This is a genomic window from Paraperibacillus esterisolvens, assembly GCF_046237625.1.
GTDB classification, from domain to species: Bacteria; Bacillota; Bacilli; order Bacillales; family DSM-1321; genus Paraperibacillus; species Paraperibacillus esterisolvens.
In genome coordinates, this window is sequence record NZ_CP143545.1 from 705,428 (window position 1) to 729,714 (window position 24,287).

Genomic DNA, 24,287 nt, shown 5'->3' on the forward strand with positions numbered 1-24,287 from the left:
TTATCGGTGACTTCTTCCACGGACTGCCTTCATGATGAAGCTTACAATCAGGATCAGGATGATAGCTCCAAGCAATGCAGGAAGAATAGCGAATCCGCCAACATCAGGGCCCCAGCTTCCAAAGATTAATCCGCCAAGCCATGCGCCAATGAAACCAGCGATGATGTTGCCGATGATACCTCCAGGTACGTCACGTCCTAAGATTAGTCCTGCCAGCCATCCAATGATACCACCTATAATTAATGACCAAATGAATCCCATAATAGCATTTCTCCTTTGTAAAAAGTTTTTGTTTTTTTGCTTAGCTTATAAGCTTGTTCTTTTTTTGCCCAGGATAGACCTTTTCTAAACATTATTTTTTGCATGAAATTTTCTCTTCATATAATGTCCTGTAAAAAAATTTTCATGTATCCTTGTCTAAATTGCCAAATGATTAACCGGACTAAAAAAGTGGTAAAAGTAAACAATACATAAAAAGTAAGCATAACTTGCTTTACGTCCTCATTAAAAGGAGTATCTACATGGAACAGAAAATCAAGCTGAACGAACAAAAACTAAACAGGGCCATCGCTGTTTTTGTGCTTCCATTTTCTTTGAAGTCCAATGCTGCCGCTTCACTTGTCGATACACTTAAAAAGCAGGAATATGACGAATTCAAGCTGGATGACCTGGGACTTGAGAATAAGTATTACGGTGATTTTGAGGTTTCCCATGAAAACATGGAGGGGTACTACCTTCCATTTACAAATAAAATCCTGTTTCCTTTTTCCCTGGGGCAGGAGGGGTTCCATCGATTTTCTTGTCGGATTAATGTTGATTGTGAATATAGTTCTGAGAATTTCTCTATGCCCTTTACGGTTTTGTCAGAGGATGTTACCATATGCCCCTTCAATGTCGGCTTTATCACTGTCAGGGTGGAGGTGAAGGAAAATACGGACTTTTCCTATGTGACCGAATTTATCAGACAGTTTCGCAGCCTGAGCCCTAAGAAATCCAATTCATCAAAAATAAAAATTGACTGTGAGGGACTTTCCTATTCAAAGGTAAAGGATTTTCTGTTCAAAAATTTAAACTCTAAAGTGAGCGACTACTTTGACAAAAGCAATATGGAGGATTCGTATTTTGAAACCTTCCCTTTCTTTGAAGATGACAAGATGTTTGTACAGTCAATCTTTTCTTTTTCCGATGCCGGCAGGATTGAGAAGGTGGAAGCCTTCAGGGCGGCCAATCTGGACGGTTTGTCGCCGAAGGGGACGCCTGCAATCAGCTCATCCAATAAGGGATATATTGATCGGTATATAGAGGTAAACGGGTATGACCGATGGGCACCGGATACCTATTATATGGTCAAGGAAGATCATTTTTCATGCGTCACCATCCATACCGGCGAAGAACTTCGCCCCTGGGTAAGCCAGATGCTTGGCGAGTATTATTACGGGATGCTCCTAAATCTTTTTCATAAGATTGTGCTGCTGAAAATTGCAAACAGCTATTCGGCGCTCAAGATTGAAAGGGACCGTGAAAAGGTCGAGGAGCTTATCTATGTGATCAATTCCTTCACAGCCAATTATTATTTTATTGAGCTTGCCACAGAATCACAGGGGCGGGATATCTTCCTGCATCTCAGGGAGGTATTTAAGATCGATGAAATGCATGATGATGGAAAGCAGACTCTGAACAGCCTTTATAAGTACCAGGAAGCTTTTGCAGACAAGAAGAACAGCCTGCTGCTTCTATATCTGACACTGTTTACTGTCATAAGCGGAATTTACGGGATGAATCAGGTCATCGAGGACCTTAAGGGCAGGATACAATGGGAGAAGTTCAGGGATTACTCGTTGTTTGAATACATCGCCCTCTTCGTGACTATAAGCGGTATGGTGGTATCTGTCTACCTCACAGTAACGACCTTCCTCACATGGAGGAAGGATAAAGATAAGATGAAGAGATGGGTGGAACGGACGAACGTTGCAGCCTCGGAACGTCATAAGTGAAACGGCGCCATTAACCGGGACAGGTTAAAGTCGGTCCCCTAATCAGTCTGGAACAGCAAAATAACCCCAAGGCACCTTCCCGAAAGAGCTTGAAAAGCGCGGGGTGTCTTATATTATTCAACTTCTCAGCCGGCAATGAAAATGCATCCGGCCGCCGGGCACAGGGGGCCGAGCGTGGACGGCCAGGGAGTGTTCCAGTTCGTTTGGAATCTGTTGCCTTATGAAAGCAAGCCTGTGCTTAAGCCCGCTCCTCCCTATATTCATGATACACCTCCCGAGGCGCTGCGGGATGGAGTGGAGAATGCGCCGGCGCCTAACATGTTAAAAAGAGTGATTTTTCGGATCACTCTTTTTTTGTATATATTTTTTTGTGGAAAAGGGCGGAGCTTTATGTATACATGGCTATCTAGCAGTTAGGTGTGACCATCATTTATCCTGCTGGCATTCCGGCCTGCTCCTTATTCTGTTTGTTTCTGGTCCTGTCATGCTTCCTTCCAAGCATGGGCTGCGGGTAGAAATTCAGGGTTCACTTTATGGGGCGTTCCAGTGTCAGCAGCTCATCCTCCAGGGAGGCATATTGCTGCTCGAGCAGTGTTTTTGCATCCTGGATCCCCGCATTATAAAAATGGGGAGCGAGCGATTCCTTGATGAAATCCAATACCCTCTCAGCCGCAAACTCTGTAATCTCTTCCTCTCTTTCCATGGAGAAAAATGTCTGGATCTCTGATATCATCATTTGATTCTGTTCTTTCGAAAGCTTTATAAACAGCTCGGACACATCCTTTCATAACTGCTCTGGTTCTGGTTTCATGCCGTTATTTGGTCTGACAGGGACACTATACAATGACTCCAGGGAAAATAACAGGCTGGAATTTCAAATAAATTTATGCACAAGAAAAACAGGAAAAGCAAAATGGATCTTTAAAATTAAAAGGTTCACTTAACATCCGGCATTCAGCTGCCGAAATAATGTGTGCAGGGCTGAACTGGATTGCTCACTTCTGATGATAAATCAATAAATAAGTAGAGAATGGAGATAATGAAATGAACAAAACTTTTTCAGTAATCGTGTCAGCCGGTCTGCTTCTGGGCCTGTCTTCCAATATGGGGACTGCCGAAGCCAAGACAGTTGTGAAAACTTACAAAAATTGCACTGAGCTCAATAAGGTATATAAGGGCGGCGTAGCCATTTCAGCGAAAACCAAAAATAAAGGCGGCAAGACTAAAAATAAGCCATTTGCACATGAAGCCCTGTATAAAGCGAATAAGAAGAGTGACCGTGACAAAGACGGGATAGCGTGTGAAAAATAAGGTTTAGCTTAGTATGTAACTAGGAGAGCAGTCAGCGGTGCAGGCCGTAAAGATTTTGAAGAAGGCTATTTACCGCTGCAGTATAAATGCCAATAGATTCTGTTTGGATGGAGAGCCGGGGAGCTAGTTCCTTGCTCTTTTTTCTTATAAATGTTAATATCACATCAGTAAAACACACTAATAAGGATGATATTCCTTATGGGTACATGACAGCATGAATATGAGTGTCCTTCGGGGTCGGGTGAAAATCCCAGCCGGCGGTGATGAAGCTTTTTGCTTACAAGCCCGCGAGCTCGCTAGAGCAGGATCTGGTGTGATTCCAGAGCCGACAGTATAGTCTGGATGGGAGAAGGACATATGGATCTGGTCACACAATCAGTCTACTATTTGGCAGGCAAATAAGCAGGCTTATTTTGTCATACACTAAACGTCCATATTCTCCCTAAACCCCTATTTAAGGGGTTTTTATTTTGTAATGAGGGGGGAAATATTTGTTTACTGGCATCATTGAAGAAATAGGCACTGTCAAAGCAGTACATAAAAAGGCAAACAGCAGTGCCCTTGAAATCCTGGCACAAAAGGTGCTGCAGGACGTCCAGCTTGGCGACAGTATTTCGGTTAATGGAGTCTGTCTGACAGTCACCCATTATACCCAGTCTGGGTTTACAGCTGATGTTATGCCCGAAACAGTCAAATCAACCACACTGCACATGCTCAAGCCCGGCTCCAGGGTGAACCTGGAGAGGGCCATTATGGCAGGGGGAAGATTTGGCGGCCACTTTGTAAGCGGCCATGTAGATGGTGTAGGAACCATCACCAATAAGGTGCATAGGGAGAATGCCGTATATTACAGCATTCAGCTTCAGCCGGGTGAAGGGCAGTACTGCATCCCAAAAGGCTCGGTTGCGATTGATGGGACAAGTCTGACAGTCTTTGAGGTTAGAGACGACTCCATTACTGTATCCCTCATTCCTCTCACGCACTTGAAAACGATTCTTGGTTCGAAGGAAAAGGGAGATGCGGTCAATATAGAAACCGATTTATTTGCAAAATATATTCTCCGTAAAACAGAGTCAGTGAAAAAGACTTCTGCCATAAGCATGGATTTTTTGCAGGAAAATGGATTTAATTAGGGGCGGTGTTAGTTTGTTCAGCAAAATAGAAGAGGCACTAGAAGATTTAAAAGAAGGAAAAATGGTGATTGTAATTGATGACGAAGACCGGGAAAACGAAGGAGACTTTGTCATCCGGGCAGAGAATGCAACACCTGATGCCATAAATTTCATGGCAAAGTATGGCAGGGGTTTGATCTGTACATCCATCACTAAATCTCTCGCACAAAAGCTGGAGCTTCCCGCTATGGTTGCGAACAATACTGACCAGCATGGGACGGCATTCACAGTATCGGTGGACCATGCCGAGACCACAACAGGGATCAGCGCCTTTGAGAGATCGTTTACGATCTTGAAAATGCTCGAGGAGGATGCAAAGGGCTCTGATTTCAAGCGTCCAGGCCATGTCTTCCCGCTTATAGCAAAGGACGGCGGAGTCCTTGAAAGGCCGGGGCATACCGAGGCTTCTGTGGATCTTGCGTCTTTAAGCGGAGGAAAACCGGCCGGTGTGATTTGTGAGATCATGAATGAAGATGGCACGATGGCAAGAGTCCCGGAACTCCTGAAGCTTGCCGGGGAACATCAGCTTAAGATTATAACCATTGCGGAGCTGGTTGAATACCGCCGGAAATTAGACATTTAAACAGTATATAGTATATATAATTGGAGGAATAGAAAATGGGAAGAACGTTTGAAGGAAATGTAATCGGCACAGGCTTAAGAGTGGCAGTCGTTGTCGGCAGATTCAACGAATTCATCACAGGGAAGCTGTTAACAGGGGCACTGGATGGCCTGAGAAGGCATGGCGTGGATGAAGAAAATGTGGATGTAGCCTGGGTTCCCGGCGCATTCGAAATTCCACAAGTGGCAAAGCGTCTGGCCGTCAAAGGCGGATACGATGCGGTCATCACACTCGGGACCGTTATCCGTGGAGCTACCACTCACTATGATTATGTCTGCAATGAAGTGGCAAAAGGCGTCTCATCTGTTTCCCTCGAAACCGGTGTCCCGATCATCTTTGGCGTCCTGACAACCGAAAATATTGAACAGGCCATTGAAAGAGCCGGCACAAAAGCAGGAAACAAAGGCTACGAAGCAGCCGTAACAGCCATCGAAATGGCCAACCTGAATGCCTCTATAGGTTAAGTCGGGAGGGGGGGATACCCCATTTCCCGATTATTTCCCGGACCATTGGATTTGTCTTATAAGTTACAAAAAAAGCCCGAGGAGAAAAACATCTCGTTTTTTCCCCGGGCTTTTCTCGTCAGCTTATTGAAAGCAGCGGGCGGCCGCTGCTGCTTTCAATAAGCTGACGGTTAGAAGGGAGACTAGCTGCCAGTTTCACAGAACGCCATCGGCGAGTAAATTCCCTGTTTTGGCGAGTAAATGTCGATTTCGGCGAGTAAATTGGAAAATCGGCGAGTAAATGGGAATTACGGCGAGTAAAAGTCCCGCTTTGGCGAGTAACGGTCATATCATGTGGTGTGGATGCTTTTATTCACTCTCAGATTTTGTACTTTTGATAAAATAATATGATTATGAAGTAAAAATCATCAGAACATGAGCAGGAAAGCAGAGGAATTATGTGAAATGATACCTTTTTTCCCTTATCCACCCTGTTCCCTGTTTTGAAAATTAGTCACAGACTCGGGGGCTTGACAGCCCACAGAGTTCTCACGTCTTACGCTGGCATGTTGAAAAAATCTTTTTATACAACTATTTTTCACTGAACAGGATGAAAGCTGCACCTATGAGCGTGCTGCCAATCAATTGACTGTCCCTCCTCCCGTCCCTATACTTAAAAAGCGATGAGGTTTTAATTAGATTTTAGAATGGGTGATCCAATGGATTTTCAAATACAATTCCTATCTTTTTATGTGGTTCAGGTGGAAGGAAAAGGAGAGAGCGCTGATAAGCGGTATAAGCATTTTCAGACACTGGATGAAGAGGAATACGAGGACAGTCCGCTGAAGGATTTCCTGGATGGGGAGTTTGCCAAAATCGTTAAGCGAAAGGCGGAACGCCACCCGAAATCTGAGGAGGTGCCGACTAAGATCGGCTATTTTGTGGTAGAAGAAGGCCATGATTTGACCTCCAATCCAAACTTCAACTTATTTTCCCGGGTCCGGTTTGCTGAAGACAAGGAGGCGTTCCAGGGGGAGAGTGAAAAGTTCGCTGTGTCCTATGTGGACACAAGTGCAGTGCGGGGAGGCGTCTTCCTGGTTGCCAGGGCAAAGCTCCGCAAATATTTTGATGAGCCTTTTGTCTTCATCATGAAGTGCGATTTTGAACCAAAGGTGGCTTCCATTTCAGATGAACGAACACTGATCCGCCATGTGGAGATGGCGATCACCACGAAAAATATGAAGTCCATCCAATATCCCTATATGCCTGAAGAAGGAATCATTGAGGAAAGTGAATTGAAAATTAATCAGGCTTCACATGCCCGTTATTTTGAGGACTTCTTAAAATATGTAGAGTATGGCGAGTCACTGCCTGAGATCGTTAAGTCCCAGGTGCTCCATATAGTTCAGGAACATATTGAGGAAACCTTTACCCCTGAGAGCCAAGAGCGGCAGCAGATGGAGGAAGCGATGGAGCTCTGGGCGGGCAGTGAAAAGCGTGAGCTGCAGGAGAGATTCAGCACCGACCAGATTGTCGAAGCCGCTGCAGGAATGATCGGCCACACACCTGATCTTCCATTAAAGATGAAGCTCGATCATATATCTGTCCAGGGGCTCCTCTCGGACTTTGGAGAGAGTGTACATCTGGCAAAGGTCAATAATAAATATGTGCTGGTTATAGAAGGAGACTCCGTCAACTTCGAGAAAGGCTTCTCGCCGGTTGAACTGGCAAAGCCGGATGATATTCAACACATTCTGGAAAAAATAAGCCGGGGATGATTTTTGGCCGGGAAATGGGGTCTGGCCCCCGGATAGGGAAGGCTGAACCCTTGCTGCTATGCGTTTTCCGGTTCGGGAAATGGAGGACTGTCCCCTTGCCGGAAAAGGTGTTATGCTTAAGTGGAAGGATCCAGGTGCGGCCGTTTTTGGCCGGGGGGATAATTTATGCAGAAGGAAGTAGGATGGTATGAATAGAAGCTCTAAGCATTTGGCGCGTTTATCGCTGATTATGATGGGAATTGGTTTTTTGGCGACTCTGCCTTTTCAGGATTCTCTTTTTGGCAGGCTTTTGCAGGGCGGGTTTGAGGCAGGGATTGTCGGCGGGCTGGCTGACTGGTTTGCTGTCACTGCACTGTTCAGGCATCCGCTTGGCCTTCCGATTCCTCATACGGCCCTGCTCCCGAAGAACCGTGACCGGATGACAGGGGCGCTTGTATCAGCGCTTGAAAATAACTGGCTGACCAAGGAAAGCATCCAGGAAAAGATCAAACAGATTGAGATAACCAGAAGGGTACTTGCCTTTGTGCGGGGAGGACTGTACTCGGAACCTGCCAAAAAAGGGATTGAATCCACTCTTACTCATCTTGTAAAAGAAATCCAGATTGATAAATTAACCGGCACAGCCGAAAAGATGCTGAAGCAGTTCGCTGCATCCGCAGATCTTCCGGCACTGATTCAAAAGGCGGTCGGTTTGACGATTGAAAAAAAGTATGACGAGAAATTGCTCGACAAACTCATCTCGAGGATAGATGAATGGCTTCATTCTAATAATCGAAGCGAGGAGCTGGGAGGGACAGCTCTGAGGGCGCTTGATCAGATGGAATTTGACGGTTTCCTGCAATTTGCAGTCAAGTCCTTTCAAAGTGTCATGAGCGAGGAGAAGCTCGGAAACATTATCCAAAGCCTTCTCGCTGGAGGAATCGACAGCCTGAAGCAGGAAAATAATCTTAACCGTAAAGCACTGCTCTTATATATCCGCCGGGAGCTTCAGGGCTTGACCGAAAATGAAAAACTGCTCGCTGAGTTAGATGAGTTTAAAATGAAACAAACGGCTGAATGGGAGCTTGGCCCATTCCTCACCAGCCAGCTTGAGGCAGCCAGACAAAGGCTCCTTGACAAAATTCAGGACAGAACCCTGCTGAATGAATTCCTCCTGCCATATGCAGAAAATACGATTTCGACTCTTGAGGGTGATAGTGAAAGAGTCCAGAAAATTGAAGACTTTGTGCAAGGTCAGATTGCGAGGGTCATACAGGAGAATCACAAGAAAATTGGGAAACTCGTCCAGGAAAATCTGGATAAACTCGATAATGAAGCCTTGATTGAAATCATGGAAAGCAATATTGGCAAGGATCTTCAGTGGATCCGCGTCAACGGAGCCGTCTGCGGATTCATCATCGGAATAATTATCACAGTGCTGAAGATTTTAATAGGCTGATGCCAAAAAGAGAGGACTTCCATTATGATGGGAGGCCTCTCTTTTTCCATGGATATTCTCGTAAACATTTGGCCATTGGACAAGAAGGTTGATTTCCCGCTTTCCGCGGGGCGGCGGTGAGCCTCCCCGATTTTGCCTGCGGGGTCTCACCTGTCCCGCAGCTCCCAGAAAGGCGGAGAACGGGCTTTTCAGGCTAAATAAATGGGTGCACAATGAAGACAAATATTTTTTAGAACCCATTAACTAACTAGAAAAGCAGCGACCTGATAAAGTAGACTTGCTGATTGGCAAGCGTCAGCGAAGACAGAAGCTTAGTCGCACTTATGCGAAAGCCAAGCATAAGACGAGCAGGTCGTGGGAAGCGGCCTTCTTCCCGTGGACTGATTATCTTATGACTCGAAGGTCGAAAGTCTTGGAGCTGAATCAGAAGTCTCGTACCTTCGGCTCCAATCAGCCTGCTTATCTATGTCATCTCATCACAAAATTTAAGAAAAACATCCCTTTGGAAATGAGTCTTTTCATTTATTTGGGCTCACTGACCTTAACCAGCTGCTTGCCGATGTTCTTTCCTTCAAATAAATCGAGGAACGCCTCGGGGATGCGGTCAAAGCCTTCTTTCACCGTTTCTTCATATTTCAGCCTGCCTTCGACAAGCCAGCCGCCTAGTGCGCTGCCGCCCTCCTTGAAGCGGTCTGAGTAGTTGCCAACGGTAAAGCCCTGCATCAGCACACTCTTTTTGATCAGCAGTGACTGTACACGCGGCCCAGTATCTGGCTTTTTCAGGTTGTAAGAACTGATGGCACCGCAGACAGGCACTCTTGCAAACCGGTTCAGCCTTGTATGGACGGCATCTGAGATATCTCCGCCCACATTGTCAAAATAGATATCCACGCCATCAGGGCATTTTTCCTTCAATTCGGCTTCTATGTCAGAGGCAGTCCGGTAATTGATGGCATCATCAAACCCCAATCCATTGATCAGATAATCGATCTTTTCATCAGATCCGGCAATGCCGACCACCCGGCAGCCATGTATTTTTGCAATCTGTCCGACAACCGAACCAACGGCTCCTGCCGCCCCGGAAACTACGACAGTCTCGCCTGATTTGGGCTTCCCGATATCCAGAAGTCCGAAATAGGCAGTCAGGCCTGTCATGCCGAGGATTCCAAGGTGAGCCGAGATCGGGGCACCGTTTTTCTCAATCTTCCGGATTTCCTGTTCTTTTGCAAGAGAATACTCCTGCCACCCGAGCATGCCGATCACAATATCCCCCTCATTGAACCGGCTGGATTTAGAGCTCTCCACCTGACCGATGACTCCGCCTGTTATCACTTCATTCAGCGGGAACGGTTCAACATAGGATTCGGCATCCTGCATCCTGCCGCGCATGTATGGATCAACCGATACATAGAGAGTCCTTACAAGCACTTCCCCATCAGCTGGAGAAGGAATTCCTGTATTTTTAAATTCAAATGTACCCTCATCCGGCATTCCTTCTGGACGATTCTTCAACAAAATCTGCTTGTTGCCATCATTCATGGTCCACACTCCTTTTTTTCTATGGAAAGGGGCGGGGCTGCATATTTCATAAGGCTTCCTTCAGCTAGCTGTTAACATCTTTTATCCTGCTGGCATTCCTTATGTGCCTTACTCCGCTTCCTGCCTTATTGTGTTTATTCCTGCTCTTGTCCAGGTTCCTTTCCAAGCTGGGGCTGGGAGAAGAAAAATCTTGTTTGTTGTTTTATGAGTCTTTCATTAAGGCTAACAAACTTTTAAACGCCCCGTCAAAGAAACAGCTGGGAAAATATGTACCAGCGGATGAAAATAGTATAAATTTACCTTAAGGGGGAAAGGGTGAATGAAGGTTTTTATAAAAAGAAGGTCTGCAAGGATAAGTCTGCTGGTTCTTTTTTTTCTATTAGGATATGGAGTTATTTTTTATTTTTCAGCCCAAAAAGCATTTGTTCATGATGAAGGGGCACTGACGGATGTCAGCCGGCTGATGCCTGTCAAAGTCAAACGTATCGCTGCTGAAACAACTGAAGAAGGGATCAAAGAAACCGTCCTGGATGCGGCGGAAAATGACCTGAAGGTATCCATAGCAGGCAAAATGCACAGTCAGGGCGGGCATACATATTACCGTGATTCTGTTGTTATTGATATGACAGGATTTAAAAAAGTCCTTGAGGTTGATCCTGAAAAACAGACGGTCCGAGTCCAGAGCGGCGCCACCTGGGATGATATCCAGAAGGCCATTAATCCATATGGTCTTGCAGTGAAGGTGATGCAGTCGCAGAATATTTTCACGATCGGCGGCTCCCTCTCTGTCAATGTCCATGGCCGGGACATCCGGAACGGCTCCTTGATCAGCACGGTCCGCAGTTTAAGGCTGCTAAAGCCGGATGGAAAGATCATTAATGTATCCAGGGCTGAAAACAGTGATTATTTCCCGTATGTCATTGGAGGGTATGGTTTATTTGGAGTCATCCTGGACGCTGAATTGGAATTGACGCGGAATGAACTATACAGCATGAGGTCAACCGTCATGAGCTATGATGAGTATCCGCGCTTCTTCAAAGAAAAAGTCAGGGGAGACAAGGCTGTGCGCATGCACCTCGCCCGGATATCGACTGCACCCGATGGATTCTTGAGGGATATGTATGCTACAGACTATATGTTGGCTGATAATCAGGACCGCATGAAGGATCATGAAATTCTAAAGGATGACAGCGGAACTATGGTTACAAAGCCGATGCTTGGTTTGTCGAGGAAGTCCGGCTGGGGGAAGGATCTTTTGTGGAATCTGCAGCAGAAATACTTTCTGTCAAAGAACGGTGACCTGATATCACGTAATAATGTCATGAGATCAGAGTCAGCCTTTCTCGAATACTATGATGAAAACAGCACAGATATCCTGCAGGAATATTTTGTACCGGCAGATGATTTTCCAGCCTATATAGATGACCTTCGCAGTCTGCTTGAGAAAGAGGATCTCAATCTGTTGAATATAACCGTCAGATTTGTCGAAAAAGACAATGAAGCTGTCCTGTCCTATTCAAAACGGGACATGTTTTCTCTTGTGCTCCTGATAAACCAGGGGCTGACAAAGGAAGACCGGCGTGCTGCTAAGCGGACCATCAGAAAAATGATTGATGTGACCCTGGATCATAATGGAAGCTACTATCTGCCTTATTATAAATATCCAACCAAAAAACAAATGCAAAAAGCCTATCCAAGGACAGGGGAATTTTTTGAACAAAAACGGCGGATGGATCCCGATGAGCGGTTCATGAACTACTTTTATGAGGAATATGGCAAATGAAGTGGCTGATCAGCTCTCAAAGCATAGCCTTCATGGCAACAAGTGTCACCTTTCCTTTTTACCTGCTGTTCATCAAGAACCTGGGATCCAGTTACACTTCATTCGGATTTGCCTATGGGCTGTTTATTCTAAGCTCTGCTTTTTTCCATCTCCCCATCGGAAGGGTCCTTGACAGAACAGGCAGCAAAATCCTGCTGATTGTATACGCCTTTGGAATGGCAGTGGTCTACTTATTCATCCCTCTGCTGACAAGTCTCAGTCAGGTTTATTTTATACAGATCATCCTCGGCTTCCTCGGGGGTCTGCAGAAAACGGCAGAGAAGGGGATGGTAGCCGAATTGACAGAAGGAAAGCAGAGAGGCAGGCAGATAGGAGGCTATCATTTCTGGACATCCCTCTTATCAGCAGCTGCTGTTTTTGCCACTGGCCTGCTTATTGATTTCTTTACAGTTAACGCCCTCTTTTATATAGCCTCCATCTTCTTTCTGGTGAGCGGGCTGGTTCTGTTAAAAAGTCCTGCTGTTAGCACGGCATTTATTAAGAAAATGTAAAGAGAACGTTTACAGGAAAATAGCCGGGGTATATAAAGAAGGCAACGCCAAAATACAAAATATGAAGGGACTGGGAAGCGATGTATCGACCAACAGCGACTTCAAATGGAGTAACGGGCAATGCTTGGCAAGGATTATATACCTGGCGTAACAAAGGGACGCTGGTCCTTAATCGATATACTTAATATCGATTCGGCCGCAGGTTTTTAAAACATTGCCATTCCTAATTTTAGGGTTAGGAATGAAAAAGGGTGCAGACAGCTGTCTGTGCCTTTTTTTATGGCATAAAAACCGCGGCTGCATAACATAATATAACAGGTTGAAAGATCATGGTAATAAAGGTATAATTATCACATAATTTAGACGATTTAAGGAGGTGAAGAGATGGAACGTTATATTGGGATGCGCGCGCAATTTCTGGATTATATTTATATTTGCCGTGCTATTTTTCATGCAGTTGTTTTTAAAGGGGGAAGTCTGTCCTTTTTTAAAAACTGCATAGCCCAATAAAACGTAAAGATATCTCTTCTCCGCTTATATAGATTACAGGAAAGGGGCTCTTAGGCCTCTTTTTCCTGTTTTTTAAGCTCACGGAAAAGTCATCTCTTTTCTGTGGGCTTTTTTTGTGGAAAAGGAGCGGAGCTTGCACTGCATAAGACTTTTAACACCATTTATCTTACTGTCAAACCCGCCGTACTCAGCTCCAGCGACTTACTGTGTTTATTCCTGCTCTTGTCCAGTTCCTTGCTGGCTGGAGTCCTAAGCAAGAACCAAAATTAAATAGAAATGAGGATCTGATGATGATAGTATGCAGCCTGCAAAAGATAAGCAAAATGTTCGGAGGAACTAAAATTTTTGAAAATCTCTCTTTGGAATTTCAAGAGGGGGAAAGGATCGGCCTTGTCGGAAGAAACGGGAGCGGCAAGACGACAATCATGAAATTACTATCAGGAAGTGAACAGCCTGATGAAGGAGTCATCTCCATAAAGAAAGCAGCGAGACTTGGGTACCTTGCCCAGATTCCCTCCTTTGAGAAGGGGATGACAGCTGAAGAAGTCCTGCGATCTGCTTTTTCAGATACAATCGCACTTGGGAAGAAGATGAAAGAGCTGGAGGAAAGGATGGCAGGAGAAGGGCAGGATTTAGACAGAATCCTTGCTGAATACGGCACTCTGCAGGAAAGGTTTACACTGAATGGCGGCTATGAAATGGACGCGCAAGTAGCCAGGATTTCAACAGGATTGAATCTGCAGCACCTGATGGACTCTGATTTTGAAACACTGAGCGGAGGGGAGAAGACGAAGGTGTGCCTTGGCATGCTGCTGTTAACTTCGCCGGATGTCCTGCTGCTCGATGAGCCGACTAACCACTTGGATATCAGTGCTGTTGAATGGCTGGAAGAGTTCTTAAAGGAATATCGCGGCACAGTGGTGGTTATATCCCATGACCGGTATTTCCTTGATGAGGTGGCAGTAAAGATTATAGACCTCGAGGATGGGGAAGCCGTAGTATACCATACCAATTATTCCGGTTTCGTTAAGGAGAAAGAAGCCCGGCTGCTTGAAGAATTCCAGGCTTACCAGGAACAGCAGAAAAAGATTAAAAAGATGAAAGAGGCCATAAAACGGCTGAAAGAGTGGGCAAATCAGGCCAATCCCCCAAATGAAGGACTCCATAAACGGGCGAGGAACATGGAAAGGGCCCTGGAGAGAATGGAAAAGCTGAAGCGCCCTATCCTTGAACGGAAGAAAATGGGACTGAGTCTTGAATCAGGCCAGCGAAGCGGCAAGGATGTGGTGTCTATATTGGATGCCCGTAAAAGTTTTGGGGATAAATCCTTATTTGAGGGCCTTGACTTCCAGCTTTACTTCCAGGAAAGGGTTGCAATAGTCGGGGATAATGGTTCAGGAAAATCGACTATACTGAAGGCCATCATGGGTGAATTGACTCTGGATGCCGGAGAAGTCCGTGTAGGAAGCAGTGTCAAGGCAGGCTATTTATCACAGCATCTTTTCCTCCAGAATACCGAACAAACCGTCATGGAGGCGTTCCGTGAGGATATTGTCATGACAGAAGGAGATGCCCGCCATGTGCTGGCCCGGTTCCTGTTTTACGGACCGGCGGTTTTCCGGAAAGTAGGGCAGCTCAGCGGCGGCGAACGGATGCGCCTTAGACTGGCTGTGCTCATGCATCAGGATATCAATCTGCTGATCCTTGATGAACCGACCAACCATCTTGATATCGATTCCAGGGAAGTGCTCGAGGAAGCGCTTGAAGTTTTCAGCGGGACGATCCTCTGTGTTTCCCATGACCGGTACCTTCTCAATAAAATGTTCCTTAAAACGTGCTGGCTGGAGAATGGAAGTCTTCATACCTTCCCCGGCAGCTATGACTGGGCAAGGAAAAAGCTAATGGAAATGAAGAATCGGGAAGGGGCCTCGGAACCGGTGAAGGAAGCTGCGGGTGGAGCCAAACCACAGCGGGATAAGAAACGATCTTCCGGAAAGCGCCAAAAGGATATTTCGGAACTGGAAGAGGAAATGAAGGAAGTGGAAGCACGGTTGAGTGTTCTTGCCGGGAGGATGGAGACGGAAGGAGATCTGAATCGCCTGCAGAAGCTTTATGAGGAACAGGCGGGACTGGAGGCAGAGCATTCCCGGCTTTACGAGGAGCTCGATCACATCCTGGAAGGATAAAAAAATCTTGACTTTATATCTGAATTTTCATATAATTTAATCTTTTGTTTTTTTCAGATACTTTCTTTACTACATGGTAGGCTAATGGTAATATGTAAGGCGGGATAATTTTCAAAAGATTGGGAATTCCCGTTAAAAAGTGAAGCGCGTTCAGCAGCTTCGTACCAGGTATAAAAGGGGGATTTTTATATGAAAAAGATTTTAATGTTAGGATCAGCGCTGGCACTTGCCATCGGTTTGACTGCCTGCTCTGACAAAGAAGACAAAGCTTCTGGAAACAAAGAGACAGCAAAAGAAGAAAAAACAGATGTATCGGGTTCACTGCTTGATTTCTACCTAAACCTAAAAGCGAAAGTCAATGCAAAAGACAGCGATCTTAATGCATATGAAGGATCAGAAACGACACCGCCTGCTGAAGCTAAAACGAAAGCAGCTGCTTCTGCTGAAGCTGTAGCCGCTGAAATCAAGACAGTTACAGTTCCTGCTGACTTGAAAGACCAGAAATCTGATCTCGAAGCCGCTCTTAAGGACTTCACAGATTCCTATACGGCTAAAGCAGAAGAACTCAAGAAAGACAAACCATCTTTAGATGCTGCTAACGAAACTTTTGCAAAAGGCGAAGAAAAGCTTAAAAAAGTTTTCGAAGGCCAAAAGCTGGTAGCACCTACTTTCAGTGCTGAACTTCAATAATAATATTTGGACCGCTATCCCGCTGGGTGGCGGTCTTTTTAGTATCGCAGATCAAAAGGGAGGGAAAGGGACCTGAAAGTCCGGAAAAATGAAGGGCTTTAACATATATGTGGTTTTTTTGATTAACAACCAGCCGAAACAAGGGAATTTATGATGGAAAATGGCCTTTCTCGCTGAAATGGAGCATATTTCATGCTTAAGTAAGAATAAAAGCGAGGGAATTTAATAGTTACTATCCGAACTTAGTGTCTTACTAGCCGAAATGAAAATTTACTAGCTGGACAGGGTACTTTACTCGCCGAAAATCAAATTTACTATCCGAACAGGAGACTTTACTCGTCAATCCCTAAATCGCTGGCTGCAGTTAACTTATATTTGCCATTTAAATAACGGAAAAAACGAAAAAGCCCATGTGAATTGAAATCACATAGGCCTTTTCTATAGCCGGCTGTTCTTTTTATTATCTGGCTGCTTTCTGCAGTTTATGGATAACATCAAGTGAGCGTCCGGTTCCGATTGCAACGGATTCAAGCGGATTTGGCGCTATGTGGACCGGCACTACGATTTCATCGCTGAGCCATTCCTGGATGCCGTTCAGAAGGGCGCCTCCGCCTGTCAGGATGACACCCTGGTCGACGATGTCACCGCTTAGTTCCGGCGGGCAGTCTTCAAGTGTGGCGCGGATGGCTTCAAGAATATGCAGCAGAGATTCTTTAATGGCATCTTGAATTTCATAGGATGCCAGAGAAATAGTTTTTGGCAGCCCAGTTACAAGATCGCGTCCGCGCACTTCCATGGAAAGTTCCTCATGCTTAACCAGGCCGTATCCAATTTCCATCTTGATTTTCTCTGCCGTTCTTTCACCGATCAGGAGGTTGTATTTCTTTCTTACATACTGGACGATGTCCTCGTCAAGCTGATCGCCGCCGATCCTGATAGAGTTGCAGGATACAACACCGCCGAACGAAATTATGGCAACTTCAGTGGTGCCGCCGCCAATGTCGACAATTACGTTTGCAATTGGCTCGTCGACTGGAAGGTCTGCACCGATGGCTGCTGCTACCGGTTCTTCAATCAGATGCACCTGTTTGGCACCGCAGCTCTTGACTGAGTCATGGATGGCACGTCTTTCAACAGACGTAGACCCAGAAGGTGTGCATACCACTACATTTGGCTTCCTGATGGAGAAGCCGAGTTTTTTTCCTGCCTTTTTCATGATCTGCCTCAGCATCTGGCTTGTGACATCAAAATCTGCAATGACTCCATCTTTTAACGGGCGCACGGCCACGATGTTTCCTGGAGTTTTGCCGATCATATTTTTTGCTTCTGTCCCGACCGCAAGAACCGTTTTTGTTTCTGTATCTATGGCAACCACGGATGGTTCATTAAGGACGATTCCTTTATTTTTACTATATACAAGTGTATTTGCGGTTCCTAAATCAATTCCTATTTCACTATTAGAGAACATACTAATCACCCTTTCATAGAGTTTAACCCCATAAAAGCATTCTACCTAAAATTAAACTTTTTTGTCGGTTTCAGCTGATGGTAATTGTTGGTTCAAGTCGAAAATCCTGCCGGAAGTCCGGGCTTTTAGTAACAGGAAATTGCAGGAAAGTGGAAGCAGGGGCAAATAATTCAGTGGATTGTTAGTAGATGAGGTATATATCAGGTATATGGTCATGGAAAAAAACAGGAAAAAAGGCTTATCCGGATAGATAAGCCTTCCTAAGTCAACCGGCTGCCTTACCCGCCTCCATTTTATCAAATCGATTATACATGATGAAGTATAATCCAGCGCTCAAAAAGGCGAGCAGTGCGAGTATTCCGAATGTCCAGCCGAAACCGATAACATCGGTCATCGGGATGGAAAGAGGTGCAGCCATCCTGCCAATTGTATAACGCAGGCTTGCGGCGGCAAAATATTGCCCTCGCATTTGCTCAGGAGCAAGTTTGGATATAAATCCATTCTGAATTCCTGCGGTCATGAGCTCTGCAAGGGTGAAGAAAGCCATAGCAATGATAAGTCCCCAAAGAAGGCCGGTCTGTCCCATGGCAAGTATGGACACACCATAGATGATGGAGGAGGCCACGAATACATTACGCTCCCTGAAGGTGGACATCCAGCGGGAGATTACGATGGTAAAGAGGGCAACCAGGAATCCATTTTCGGAAATAAGGAGACCAAAGGCTTTTTCTCCTTCAAGACTGAATGACCAGGTTCCGAGGGAGAATAAGGTTTGTTCCTCTATTACTTCCTTTGTATACACCGGAATGAGAAGGTCGAGCTGCATAAAGGTTTGTGCTGCCAGAACTCCTGCCACTATAAATAATAGGAACGTTCTATCTTTTACAATAATTCCATATTCATAGATTTGATGCTTCAAGAAAGAAAGCCAGTTCGAGTTTTTCCCAGCGACCGCTGTGTTCTGCAAGGCCGGGGCTGTTTCATCAATATATTTGGACAGCACTGCGCCGAGAAGGATGCAGAGCAATCCTGATGCCAGCAGCAATTCAAAGCGGTAATCTGCATAAAAAATGCCCCCGAGGACAGGGCCTATTACCACTGCAATATTAATGGAGGTGTAAAAGACGGCGAAGACATCATTCCTGTCCTTTTCCTCCACCACATCCGCAACCATTGCCTGGCTGGCAGGCCAGTAAAAAGACCCGAATATGCTGACTACTGTAAAGCAGATGAAGCCCACCAGGGGCGATTCATACCAGGGTGAATTAGCGAAAGCGAATAAAACAAAAAAGACACCCTGCCCGACTGCAGAGATGACCATCATCCTTTTCCGGCCGAACCGGTCAGCGCAGTATCCTCCCAGCAGGTTGGCAGCTACTGCGAACACCTGTGATAAAATAAGGAGCATTCCAGCCATGTTCTTACCAAAGGAATCGGTAAAGTAAATGGCAAGGAAGGGAAAAAACATCCAAAACGTAATATTTACAAGTGCTTCCGCCCCAAGGCGGATTTTTAGGTTTTTGTTCCAATCCCGAAGCCGCATGCAATAAATCTCCATTTCTGTAAATTCCATTTAATCTTACCTTTTCTGGAGGGAATCTGACAACAGTGTTTACAATAAAAGAACAAAGTTTCACAATAAGACATATTTCCCAGACAATATTTTTGCCCTATGGAGAAGGCAGTCATAAATCCGGTAAATGAAAAGAAAAAGGGCTGTAAAAAAAGATTGAAAATTATAACAGGATGTACGAAAATAAAAGTAAGAATAATATAATTATAAATACAGTTAATATTCGAAAGGGGGCACAAGTGATGTGTAACATTGATACACATTGGAACACGGAGGAAGGAATCCTGAATCTGGTTAAGAGACTGGTTGAGACCCCGAGCATTTCCGGATCAGTCCAGGAAAATGACATGGCTGATCTGATTGTAAAGATTACGAAAGAAATACCCTATTTCCAAAAGAATGAAGAATTAGTATACAAGCAGGCCATTCAGAATGACTCGCTGAATAGGCATTCTGTTGCTGCTTTATATAGAGGAAACCGAAAATCGAGGAAAACGGTGGTTTTGCTCAGCCACTACGATGTGGTAGGGGTAGAGGATTATGGATATCTGAAGCCGTACGCCTTCAATCCGGACGAGTATACGGCACTTCTTCATGCAGAGCCGCTTCCTGAGGATGTGAAAGAAGACCTGGAATCAGGCGATTGGCTATTTGGACGGGGCATCATGGATATGAAGGCAGGACTTGCACTGCAGCTGGCCCTCTTATCCGAAATTGCCGGTGATGAAGAGTTTGAAGGTAATATCCTGCTTCTTGCCACTCCGGATGAGGAAAGAAATTCGGAGGGGATGTTTGAAGGAATCAGGCTCCTGAGCCAGCTTAAGGAGCAATACGGTCTGGAGTACGAAGTCTGCATCTGCAGTGAACCGAGCTTTGCCGGCTATCCGGGTGACAGGACTAAATATGTCTACCTTGGTTCTGTAGGGAAGCTGCTGCCGCTCATCTACTGTAATGGAAGGGAAACGCATGTAGGGGAGCCGCTCGAAGGCGTCAATGCATCATGGATGGCAGCTTCCATGGCGAATAAGCTCGAGCTCTCCAGCTGTTTCAGGGATAAGGTGGGAGAGGAGCGGAATCCAAGGCCAACCTGCCTGAAGCTCGCAGATCTGAAGGATGTTTACAATGTCCAGACGCCGACAGATGCCTATCTTTTATATAATATCCTCACACTGCAGCAAAGCCCGCAGGATGTACTGGAAAAACTGATCGGCCTTGCGAATGAGAGTGCAGCCGATATATTTGGAAGGACGGTACAGGCATATCTGGAGGATGGTCTGGAGTTCACCGATGAAACGGTCTCCCATCTGAAGCCAGAGGTCTACACGTACTCTGAGCTTTATACCCTTGGCAGCGATAGGCATGGTGAAGATTTTACAGGGGCCATGGAGAAGCTGGTCAACAAGCAGACTTCTGAAGAACTGGATTACCGGCAGCTCTCCGTGGAGATTGCCAGGGGAATCAGCAGCTTTTTTCAGGATCTGGCCCCTTTTTACCTGGTGATGTTCGCTCCCCCTTATTACCCGCATGTACACTTGGACAGGGAGCGGCCTGAAGAGGAAAAGCTCTATGAAATGGCTGAAGAAATCAAGAATTACGCCAAATATACATTCGGCGAGGAAATACAGCTGAAGACATTCTTTGAAGGACTATCGGATGTGAGCTACTGCAGGCTGCTGGATGCGGAGGAAGTCATTCCTTCCCTTGAAAAGGAAATGCCGCTTTACGGAAAAGGCTATAATATTCCGCTGGATCTGATTCAGGACCTGAATATCCCCACCATTAATATAGGACCGTATGGCAAGGATGCCCATAAACGGACGGAACGGCTGGAGCTTCCTTTTTCATTGACAGCTGCCCCGGCATTACTTAAATATGCGGTGCTTTCCGTACTGAAGGGAGGCGTCCTTCATGGAGAGCAGGCTTGAACAGCCGGCGGAGCTCCCCAAGGAGCTGATCGGAAGCAGAATTCATTTTTATAGGAAGAAAAAGGGATATACAGCAGGGAAGCTTGCTGATCTGACAGGGGTAAGCCAGAGCATGATTTCGCAGATTGAGAGGGGAATGGCGGCCCCTTCCCTTGATACGCTCTGGAAACTCAGCTTCTTTTTAGGGGTGGATGTGTTTTCCTTCTTTGAAGAGCAGGAACCTGATTCTGTGAAAATCATCCGGAGAAATGAACACAAAAAAATGGAAATGTCCCGTCCCCATGTCTGGTATGAAATGCTTGCTCCCAATACCGGACGGAAATATAAATTCTTTAAGATGATCCTTGATGAAGCCCAGGAAGAAGATCAGCCTCAGATGCTCCATTCAGGAGAAGAAAGCGGCTATATCCTGGAAGGAATGGTGGAGGTCTCCGTCGGGGATGAAGTGTATGTGCTTTCGGAAGGAGACAGCATCACCTTTGACAGCAGCATTCCCCACAGCTTCCGGAATATCGGGAGCGGCAGGGCGGCGGGGATCTGGGTGATGTCGCAGGAATAGAGTTTATCCAGGGAGAAAGGGCAGTTATGCCCTTTTTTTTAATATGCAGCGGAGGTATTCCATGGCCAGGTATATCAGTATATTCTTGTTAGCTGTACTGGGCAGTATTATCTTATTCTTTCTGCTTGGCACAATATTTTCAGGAAGAAATGGAACGGAAGGAGCTGTCTATACAATTAGGAGGGATTATGATCATTCTTATCTCGGCTATCTTTGTTCAAGGGTTTTACCTGATTGACCTCATAAAGAAAAAGTGAGCAGAGCCTGTTTAGGGGGCTCTGTTCATTTTCTTTCCGGACGGAATACGGAAAGTTTTGCAGGAAAAAAATTGAAAAACCAGATTGACATCGCAGTGTACTACTTGTATAGTACATATATAAAGTGTATGACTTACATAATACATACACTGTGAAGGAGAAGAAACGGTATGATCAAAATATCTAATTTAAGCCATGAATTCCGGGTTGGCAAAAAAGGCAGAGAAACCAGGATTGAGGTTCTGAAGGATGTTTCGCTTAACGTGGAGAAGGGAGAGATCCTCACGATTGCCGGCCGGAGCGGCTCGGGGAAATCGACCCTGCTGAATCTGATCAGCGGATTTATCAAGCCGCGCACAGGAGATATCTTCATCAATGGAACAAATGTGGGAGTCATGACAGAAGCGGAATCAGCAGCTTTCAGGATAAGGAATATCGGGGTGATCTTTCAAAACTTTCAGCTGATACCGAGTATGACTGCTTATGATAATGTTGAGCTTCCCCTGATTTTAAAGGGAGTCTCTGAAGCAGAAAGGAAGATTAAGGCGTTAAACATGCTTTCGAGGATGGGGCTCACGGATTTCAGGGACCATTATCCGAGTGAATTATCAGGGGGACAGCAGCAGAGAGTCAGCATAGCAAGGGCACTGGTTGTGAATCCGCCGCTCATCCTTGCAGATGAACCGACCGGAAGCCTGGACAGTGAAACAGAGGACGAATTGCTTGGTATCATCAGGGAATTGAACGAAGAGCTGGGAATCACCTTTGTGATTATCACACATGATGAAAAAGTCGCAAATATCGGTGACAGAATCATAATGCTTAAGGACGGCATGCTGTCCGGGGAAGAGGTTTTTGTATGAGAATGAAGGATCAGCTGCGTTTCGTCAGGCAGAATATGAAGAAAAATAAGACCAGGGTATATATGACAATCCTGGCGACTGCAATGGGCTGTGCATTCCTGATTGTGCTCACATCCGTCGGTTTCGGTATCCACAAATCTATTGTCAAGGACATGACAGAACAGCGGGTTGTAACAGAGATAGAGGTGCAGAGCAAGGAGTCTTTAGAAGGGGAATTTGCAGGGCTTACAGATAAGGATATCGCCGTTTTTGAGAAGCTGGAGGATGTGAAGGCCGTGACAAGAAGACAGGCCCTGCAGCAGGGGCTGTTCAAGGCAGGGAAATATGAAATCACACCCCAGACATATGTTGCCCATATCCCATCAGAAATCAAAGCAGGATTTGAACTGTCAAAAGGAAGTCTTCCGAAGGCTGACAATGAGATAATTGTAGGCTATGACTTTGGAAAACAAATGGTTCAGGGAGGTGTGAAATCAGAAGAGCTGTATGACAAAAACGGGATTAAAGCTGAATATCAATTCAAGGGAAATCTGGCGGGCAGGAAGATAGATCTGATTGTTTCCCAGTGGAAGGACGGCAGGGAGGTTAAAAAGACGTTTCCGCTTGTGATTGCCGGGGTAGCTGAAAAACCGGCCAAGAAGTGGATGACCGATTCAAAAGTCATGATTTCAGAAGTTATGCTTCGAAAAATCGAAGCCTTTACAGGAACACCAAAAGGGATAAAGAGAGAGCCGGATGAAAAGGAAGTTCCCTTATCAGGGGAAATCAGTCCTTATGATGAAGTTCGGATATACGCCAAAAACCTTGAAGCGGTTGAAGGGATCAATGATCATTTGAAAAAGGAGAATTACCTGACGTATTCAGTTGTAGATGAAATGAAGCAGATTAATATGGTTTTCCTTATTGTCAAGGCCGGTCTTATCATTATCGGGACAATCGCCATCCTGATTGCTTCTATAGGGATTTATAACACCATGACCATGGCCGTTACAGAGCGTGCAGCCGATATCGGCATCATGAAGGCTATTGGGGCAAGTCCAAAAACGATAAAAAGCATCTTCCTGCTCGAAAGCAGTTATATAGGCATATGGGGTGCATTGATCGGGACGGCTGCTGCCTTTTTGGTCAGTCTGGCTGTAAACGCCGGCATTCCTCTCATCATCAGGCAATTTTTTAATGAGGAACCTCCGGAAGGGCTCATGTTCAGCTACATACCGCTGTCGCTTCCGCTCATCTGTGTAATCATATGCTGTGCAGTTACGGTTATATCCGGTCACCGGCCAGCTAAAAGGGCAACAAATGTAGATGTGCTGAGTGCGCTGAGGCGGGAAATTTGATGGCAATATGAAAAGGGGAGGCTGACCCTCCCCGAACGATCTGATTAGTGTTATCTGTCTAAATTCACCCGATTTTTAACTGCCTCCAGGGAGACGATTTTGGAAACGTCCGGATCCCCGGAATGATCCTTCGCCTCTGCCTGGGCATGCTCGGGAAAGTTGCCGGGATGTCCTTTTCTTTTGTGATTGAATGATTTGCCTCGTGCCACTGACTGTTCCTCCTTTTTATGGACTATCCAAAGTTTGCTCAGGAATTCGTTCGTCTACAAGCGGGAATATGTGGACAGG

21 protein-coding genes, 1 pseudogene and 1 riboswitch are annotated in these 24,287 nt (G+C 45.6%); of the genes and pseudogenes, 16 read left to right on the plus strand and 6 right to left on the minus strand.

Going from position 1 to position 24,287, the window contains the following annotated elements; translation table 11 throughout:
* Positions 1-261, minus strand: coding sequence for a GlsB/YeaQ/YmgE family stress response membrane protein (locus V1501_RS03665; protein WP_409291501.1), 261 nt, complete (start codon positions 259-261; stop codon positions 1-3).
* A 260-nt stretch (positions 262-521) separates the two neighbouring features.
* On the opposite strand from V1501_RS03665, the gene V1501_RS03670 reads away from it, so the two are divergent.
* Positions 522-1,994, plus strand: coding sequence for a hypothetical protein (locus tag V1501_RS03670; protein ID WP_409291502.1), 1,473 nt, complete (start codon positions 522-524; stop codon positions 1,992-1,994).
* A 526-nt stretch (positions 1,995-2,520) separates the two neighbouring features.
* Here V1501_RS03670 and V1501_RS03675 read toward each other — a convergent pair.
* Positions 2,521-2,763 carry a DUF2164 domain-containing protein gene (locus V1501_RS03675; RefSeq protein WP_409293236.1) on the minus strand — a complete coding sequence of 81 codons (243 nt, stop codon included), beginning with the start codon at positions 2,761-2,763 and terminating at the stop codon, positions 2,521-2,523.
* Positions 2,764-3,038: 275 nt separating this feature from the next.
* Between V1501_RS03675 and V1501_RS03680 the strand changes: the two genes are divergently transcribed.
* The 6 genes and pseudogenes from V1501_RS03680 (at position 3,039) to V1501_RS03705 (ending at position 8,758) form a co-directional block, all read left to right on the plus strand.
* Positions 3,039-3,305, plus strand: a complete 267-nt coding sequence (locus V1501_RS03680; protein WP_409291503.1) for an excalibur calcium-binding domain-containing protein — start codon at positions 3,039-3,041, stop codon at positions 3,303-3,305.
* Between the two features lie 223 nt (positions 3,306-3,528).
* Positions 3,529-3,663: riboswitch (FMN riboswitch) on the plus strand.
* 133 nt (positions 3,664-3,796) lie between these two features.
* On the plus strand, positions 3,797-4,438 hold the full coding sequence (ribE, locus tag V1501_RS03685) for a riboflavin synthase (protein WP_409291504.1): 642 nt from the start codon (positions 3,797-3,799) through the stop codon (positions 4,436-4,438).
* A 13-nt stretch (positions 4,439-4,451) separates the two neighbouring features.
* Positions 4,452-5,054 (plus strand): annotated as a pseudogene (gene ribB / locus V1501_RS03690) (3,4-dihydroxy-2-butanone-4-phosphate synthase); the annotation flags it as partial.
* Positions 5,055-5,095: 41 nt separating this feature from the next.
* Entirely contained in the window at positions 5,096-5,563 is a 468-nt protein-coding gene (gene ribE / locus V1501_RS03695; protein WP_409291505.1) for a 6,7-dimethyl-8-ribityllumazine synthase, read from the plus strand.
* Positions 5,564-6,261: 698 nt separating this feature from the next.
* Positions 6,262-7,320 (plus strand): DUF3900 domain-containing protein, encoded by a 1,059-nt coding sequence (locus V1501_RS03700; protein ID WP_409291506.1) that lies wholly within the window; start codon positions 6,262-6,264, stop codon positions 7,318-7,320.
* 187 nt (positions 7,321-7,507) lie between these two features.
* On the plus strand, positions 7,508-8,758 hold the full coding sequence (locus tag V1501_RS03705; RefSeq protein WP_409291507.1) for a DUF445 domain-containing protein: 1,251 nt from the start codon (positions 7,508-7,510) through the stop codon (positions 8,756-8,758).
* A 522-nt stretch (positions 8,759-9,280) separates the two neighbouring features.
* Here V1501_RS03705 and V1501_RS03710 read toward each other — a convergent pair.
* Entirely contained in the window at positions 9,281-10,297 is a 1,017-nt protein-coding gene (locus V1501_RS03710) for an NADP-dependent oxidoreductase (RefSeq protein WP_409291508.1), read from the minus strand.
* A 331-nt stretch (positions 10,298-10,628) separates the two neighbouring features.
* On the opposite strand from V1501_RS03710, the gene V1501_RS03715 reads away from it, so the two are divergent.
* From V1501_RS03715 to V1501_RS03735, 5 genes are all read left to right on the plus strand, one after another.
* Positions 10,629-12,080, plus strand: a complete 1,452-nt coding sequence (locus V1501_RS03715) for an FAD-dependent oxidoreductase (RefSeq protein WP_409293238.1) — start codon at positions 10,629-10,631, stop codon at positions 12,078-12,080.
* Positions 12,077-12,631: an MFS transporter gene (locus V1501_RS03720; RefSeq protein WP_409291509.1), complete on the plus strand. Its 555-nt coding sequence runs from the start codon at positions 12,077-12,079 to the stop codon at positions 12,629-12,631. Before V1501_RS03715 ends, V1501_RS03720 begins: the two co-directional genes overlap by 4 nt.
* 384 nt (positions 12,632-13,015) lie before the next feature.
* Entirely contained in the window at positions 13,016-13,141 is a 126-nt protein-coding gene (locus V1501_RS03725; RefSeq protein WP_409291510.1) for an RAxF-45 family protein, read from the plus strand.
* 290 nt (positions 13,142-13,431) lie between these two features.
* Positions 13,432-15,327: a ribosomal protection-like ABC-F family protein gene (gene abc-f / locus V1501_RS03730; RefSeq protein WP_409293240.1), complete on the plus strand. Its 1,896-nt coding sequence runs from the start codon at positions 13,432-13,434 to the stop codon at positions 15,325-15,327.
* A gap of 189 nt (positions 15,328-15,516) precedes the next feature.
* Positions 15,517-16,017 (plus strand): hypothetical protein, encoded by a 501-nt coding sequence (locus tag V1501_RS03735; protein WP_409291511.1) that lies wholly within the window; start codon positions 15,517-15,519, stop codon positions 16,015-16,017.
* Between the two features lie 460 nt (positions 16,018-16,477).
* On the opposite strand, the gene mreBH is transcribed toward V1501_RS03735, so the two are convergent.
* Both mreBH and V1501_RS03745 read right to left on the minus strand, forming a co-directional pair.
* On the minus strand, positions 16,478-17,485 hold the full coding sequence (mreBH, locus tag V1501_RS03740; RefSeq protein WP_409291512.1) for a rod-share determining protein MreBH: 1,008 nt from the start codon (positions 17,483-17,485) through the stop codon (positions 16,478-16,480).
* Positions 17,486-17,750: 265 nt separating this feature from the next.
* Positions 17,751-19,028: an MDR family MFS transporter gene (locus V1501_RS03745; protein ID WP_409293242.1), complete on the minus strand. Its 1,278-nt coding sequence runs from the start codon at positions 19,026-19,028 to the stop codon at positions 17,751-17,753.
* A 272-nt stretch (positions 19,029-19,300) separates the two neighbouring features.
* Here V1501_RS03745 and V1501_RS03750 point away from each other — a divergent pair, with 272 nt between their 5' ends.
* The 4 genes from V1501_RS03750 (at position 19,301) to V1501_RS03765 (ending at position 23,999) form a co-directional block, all read left to right on the plus strand.
* Entirely contained in the window at positions 19,301-20,983 is a 1,683-nt protein-coding gene (locus V1501_RS03750; protein ID WP_409291513.1) for a M20/M25/M40 family metallo-hydrolase, read from the plus strand.
* Entirely contained in the window at positions 20,967-21,542 is a 576-nt protein-coding gene (locus V1501_RS03755; protein ID WP_409291514.1) for a cupin domain-containing protein, read from the plus strand. Before V1501_RS03750 ends, V1501_RS03755 begins: the two co-directional genes overlap by 17 nt.
* A 427-nt stretch (positions 21,543-21,969) precedes the next feature.
* Positions 21,970-22,662 carry an ABC transporter ATP-binding protein gene (locus V1501_RS03760; RefSeq protein WP_409291515.1) on the plus strand — a complete coding sequence of 231 codons (693 nt, stop codon included), beginning with the start codon at positions 21,970-21,972 and terminating at the stop codon, positions 22,660-22,662.
* The gene (locus tag V1501_RS03765; protein ID WP_409291516.1) at positions 22,659-23,999 is read left to right on the plus strand and encodes an ABC transporter permease; all 1,341 of its coding nucleotides are present in this window, start codon (positions 22,659-22,661) and stop codon (positions 23,997-23,999) included. The genes V1501_RS03760 and V1501_RS03765 overlap by 4 nt, the downstream gene beginning before the upstream one ends.
* Before the next feature lie 50 nt (positions 24,000-24,049).
* Here the strand turns inward: V1501_RS03765 and V1501_RS03770 are convergent, their stop codons facing one another.
* Positions 24,050-24,208 (minus strand): hypothetical protein, encoded by a 159-nt coding sequence (locus tag V1501_RS03770; protein ID WP_409291517.1) that lies wholly within the window; start codon positions 24,206-24,208, stop codon positions 24,050-24,052.
* Positions 24,209-24,287 lie beyond the last annotated feature (79 nt).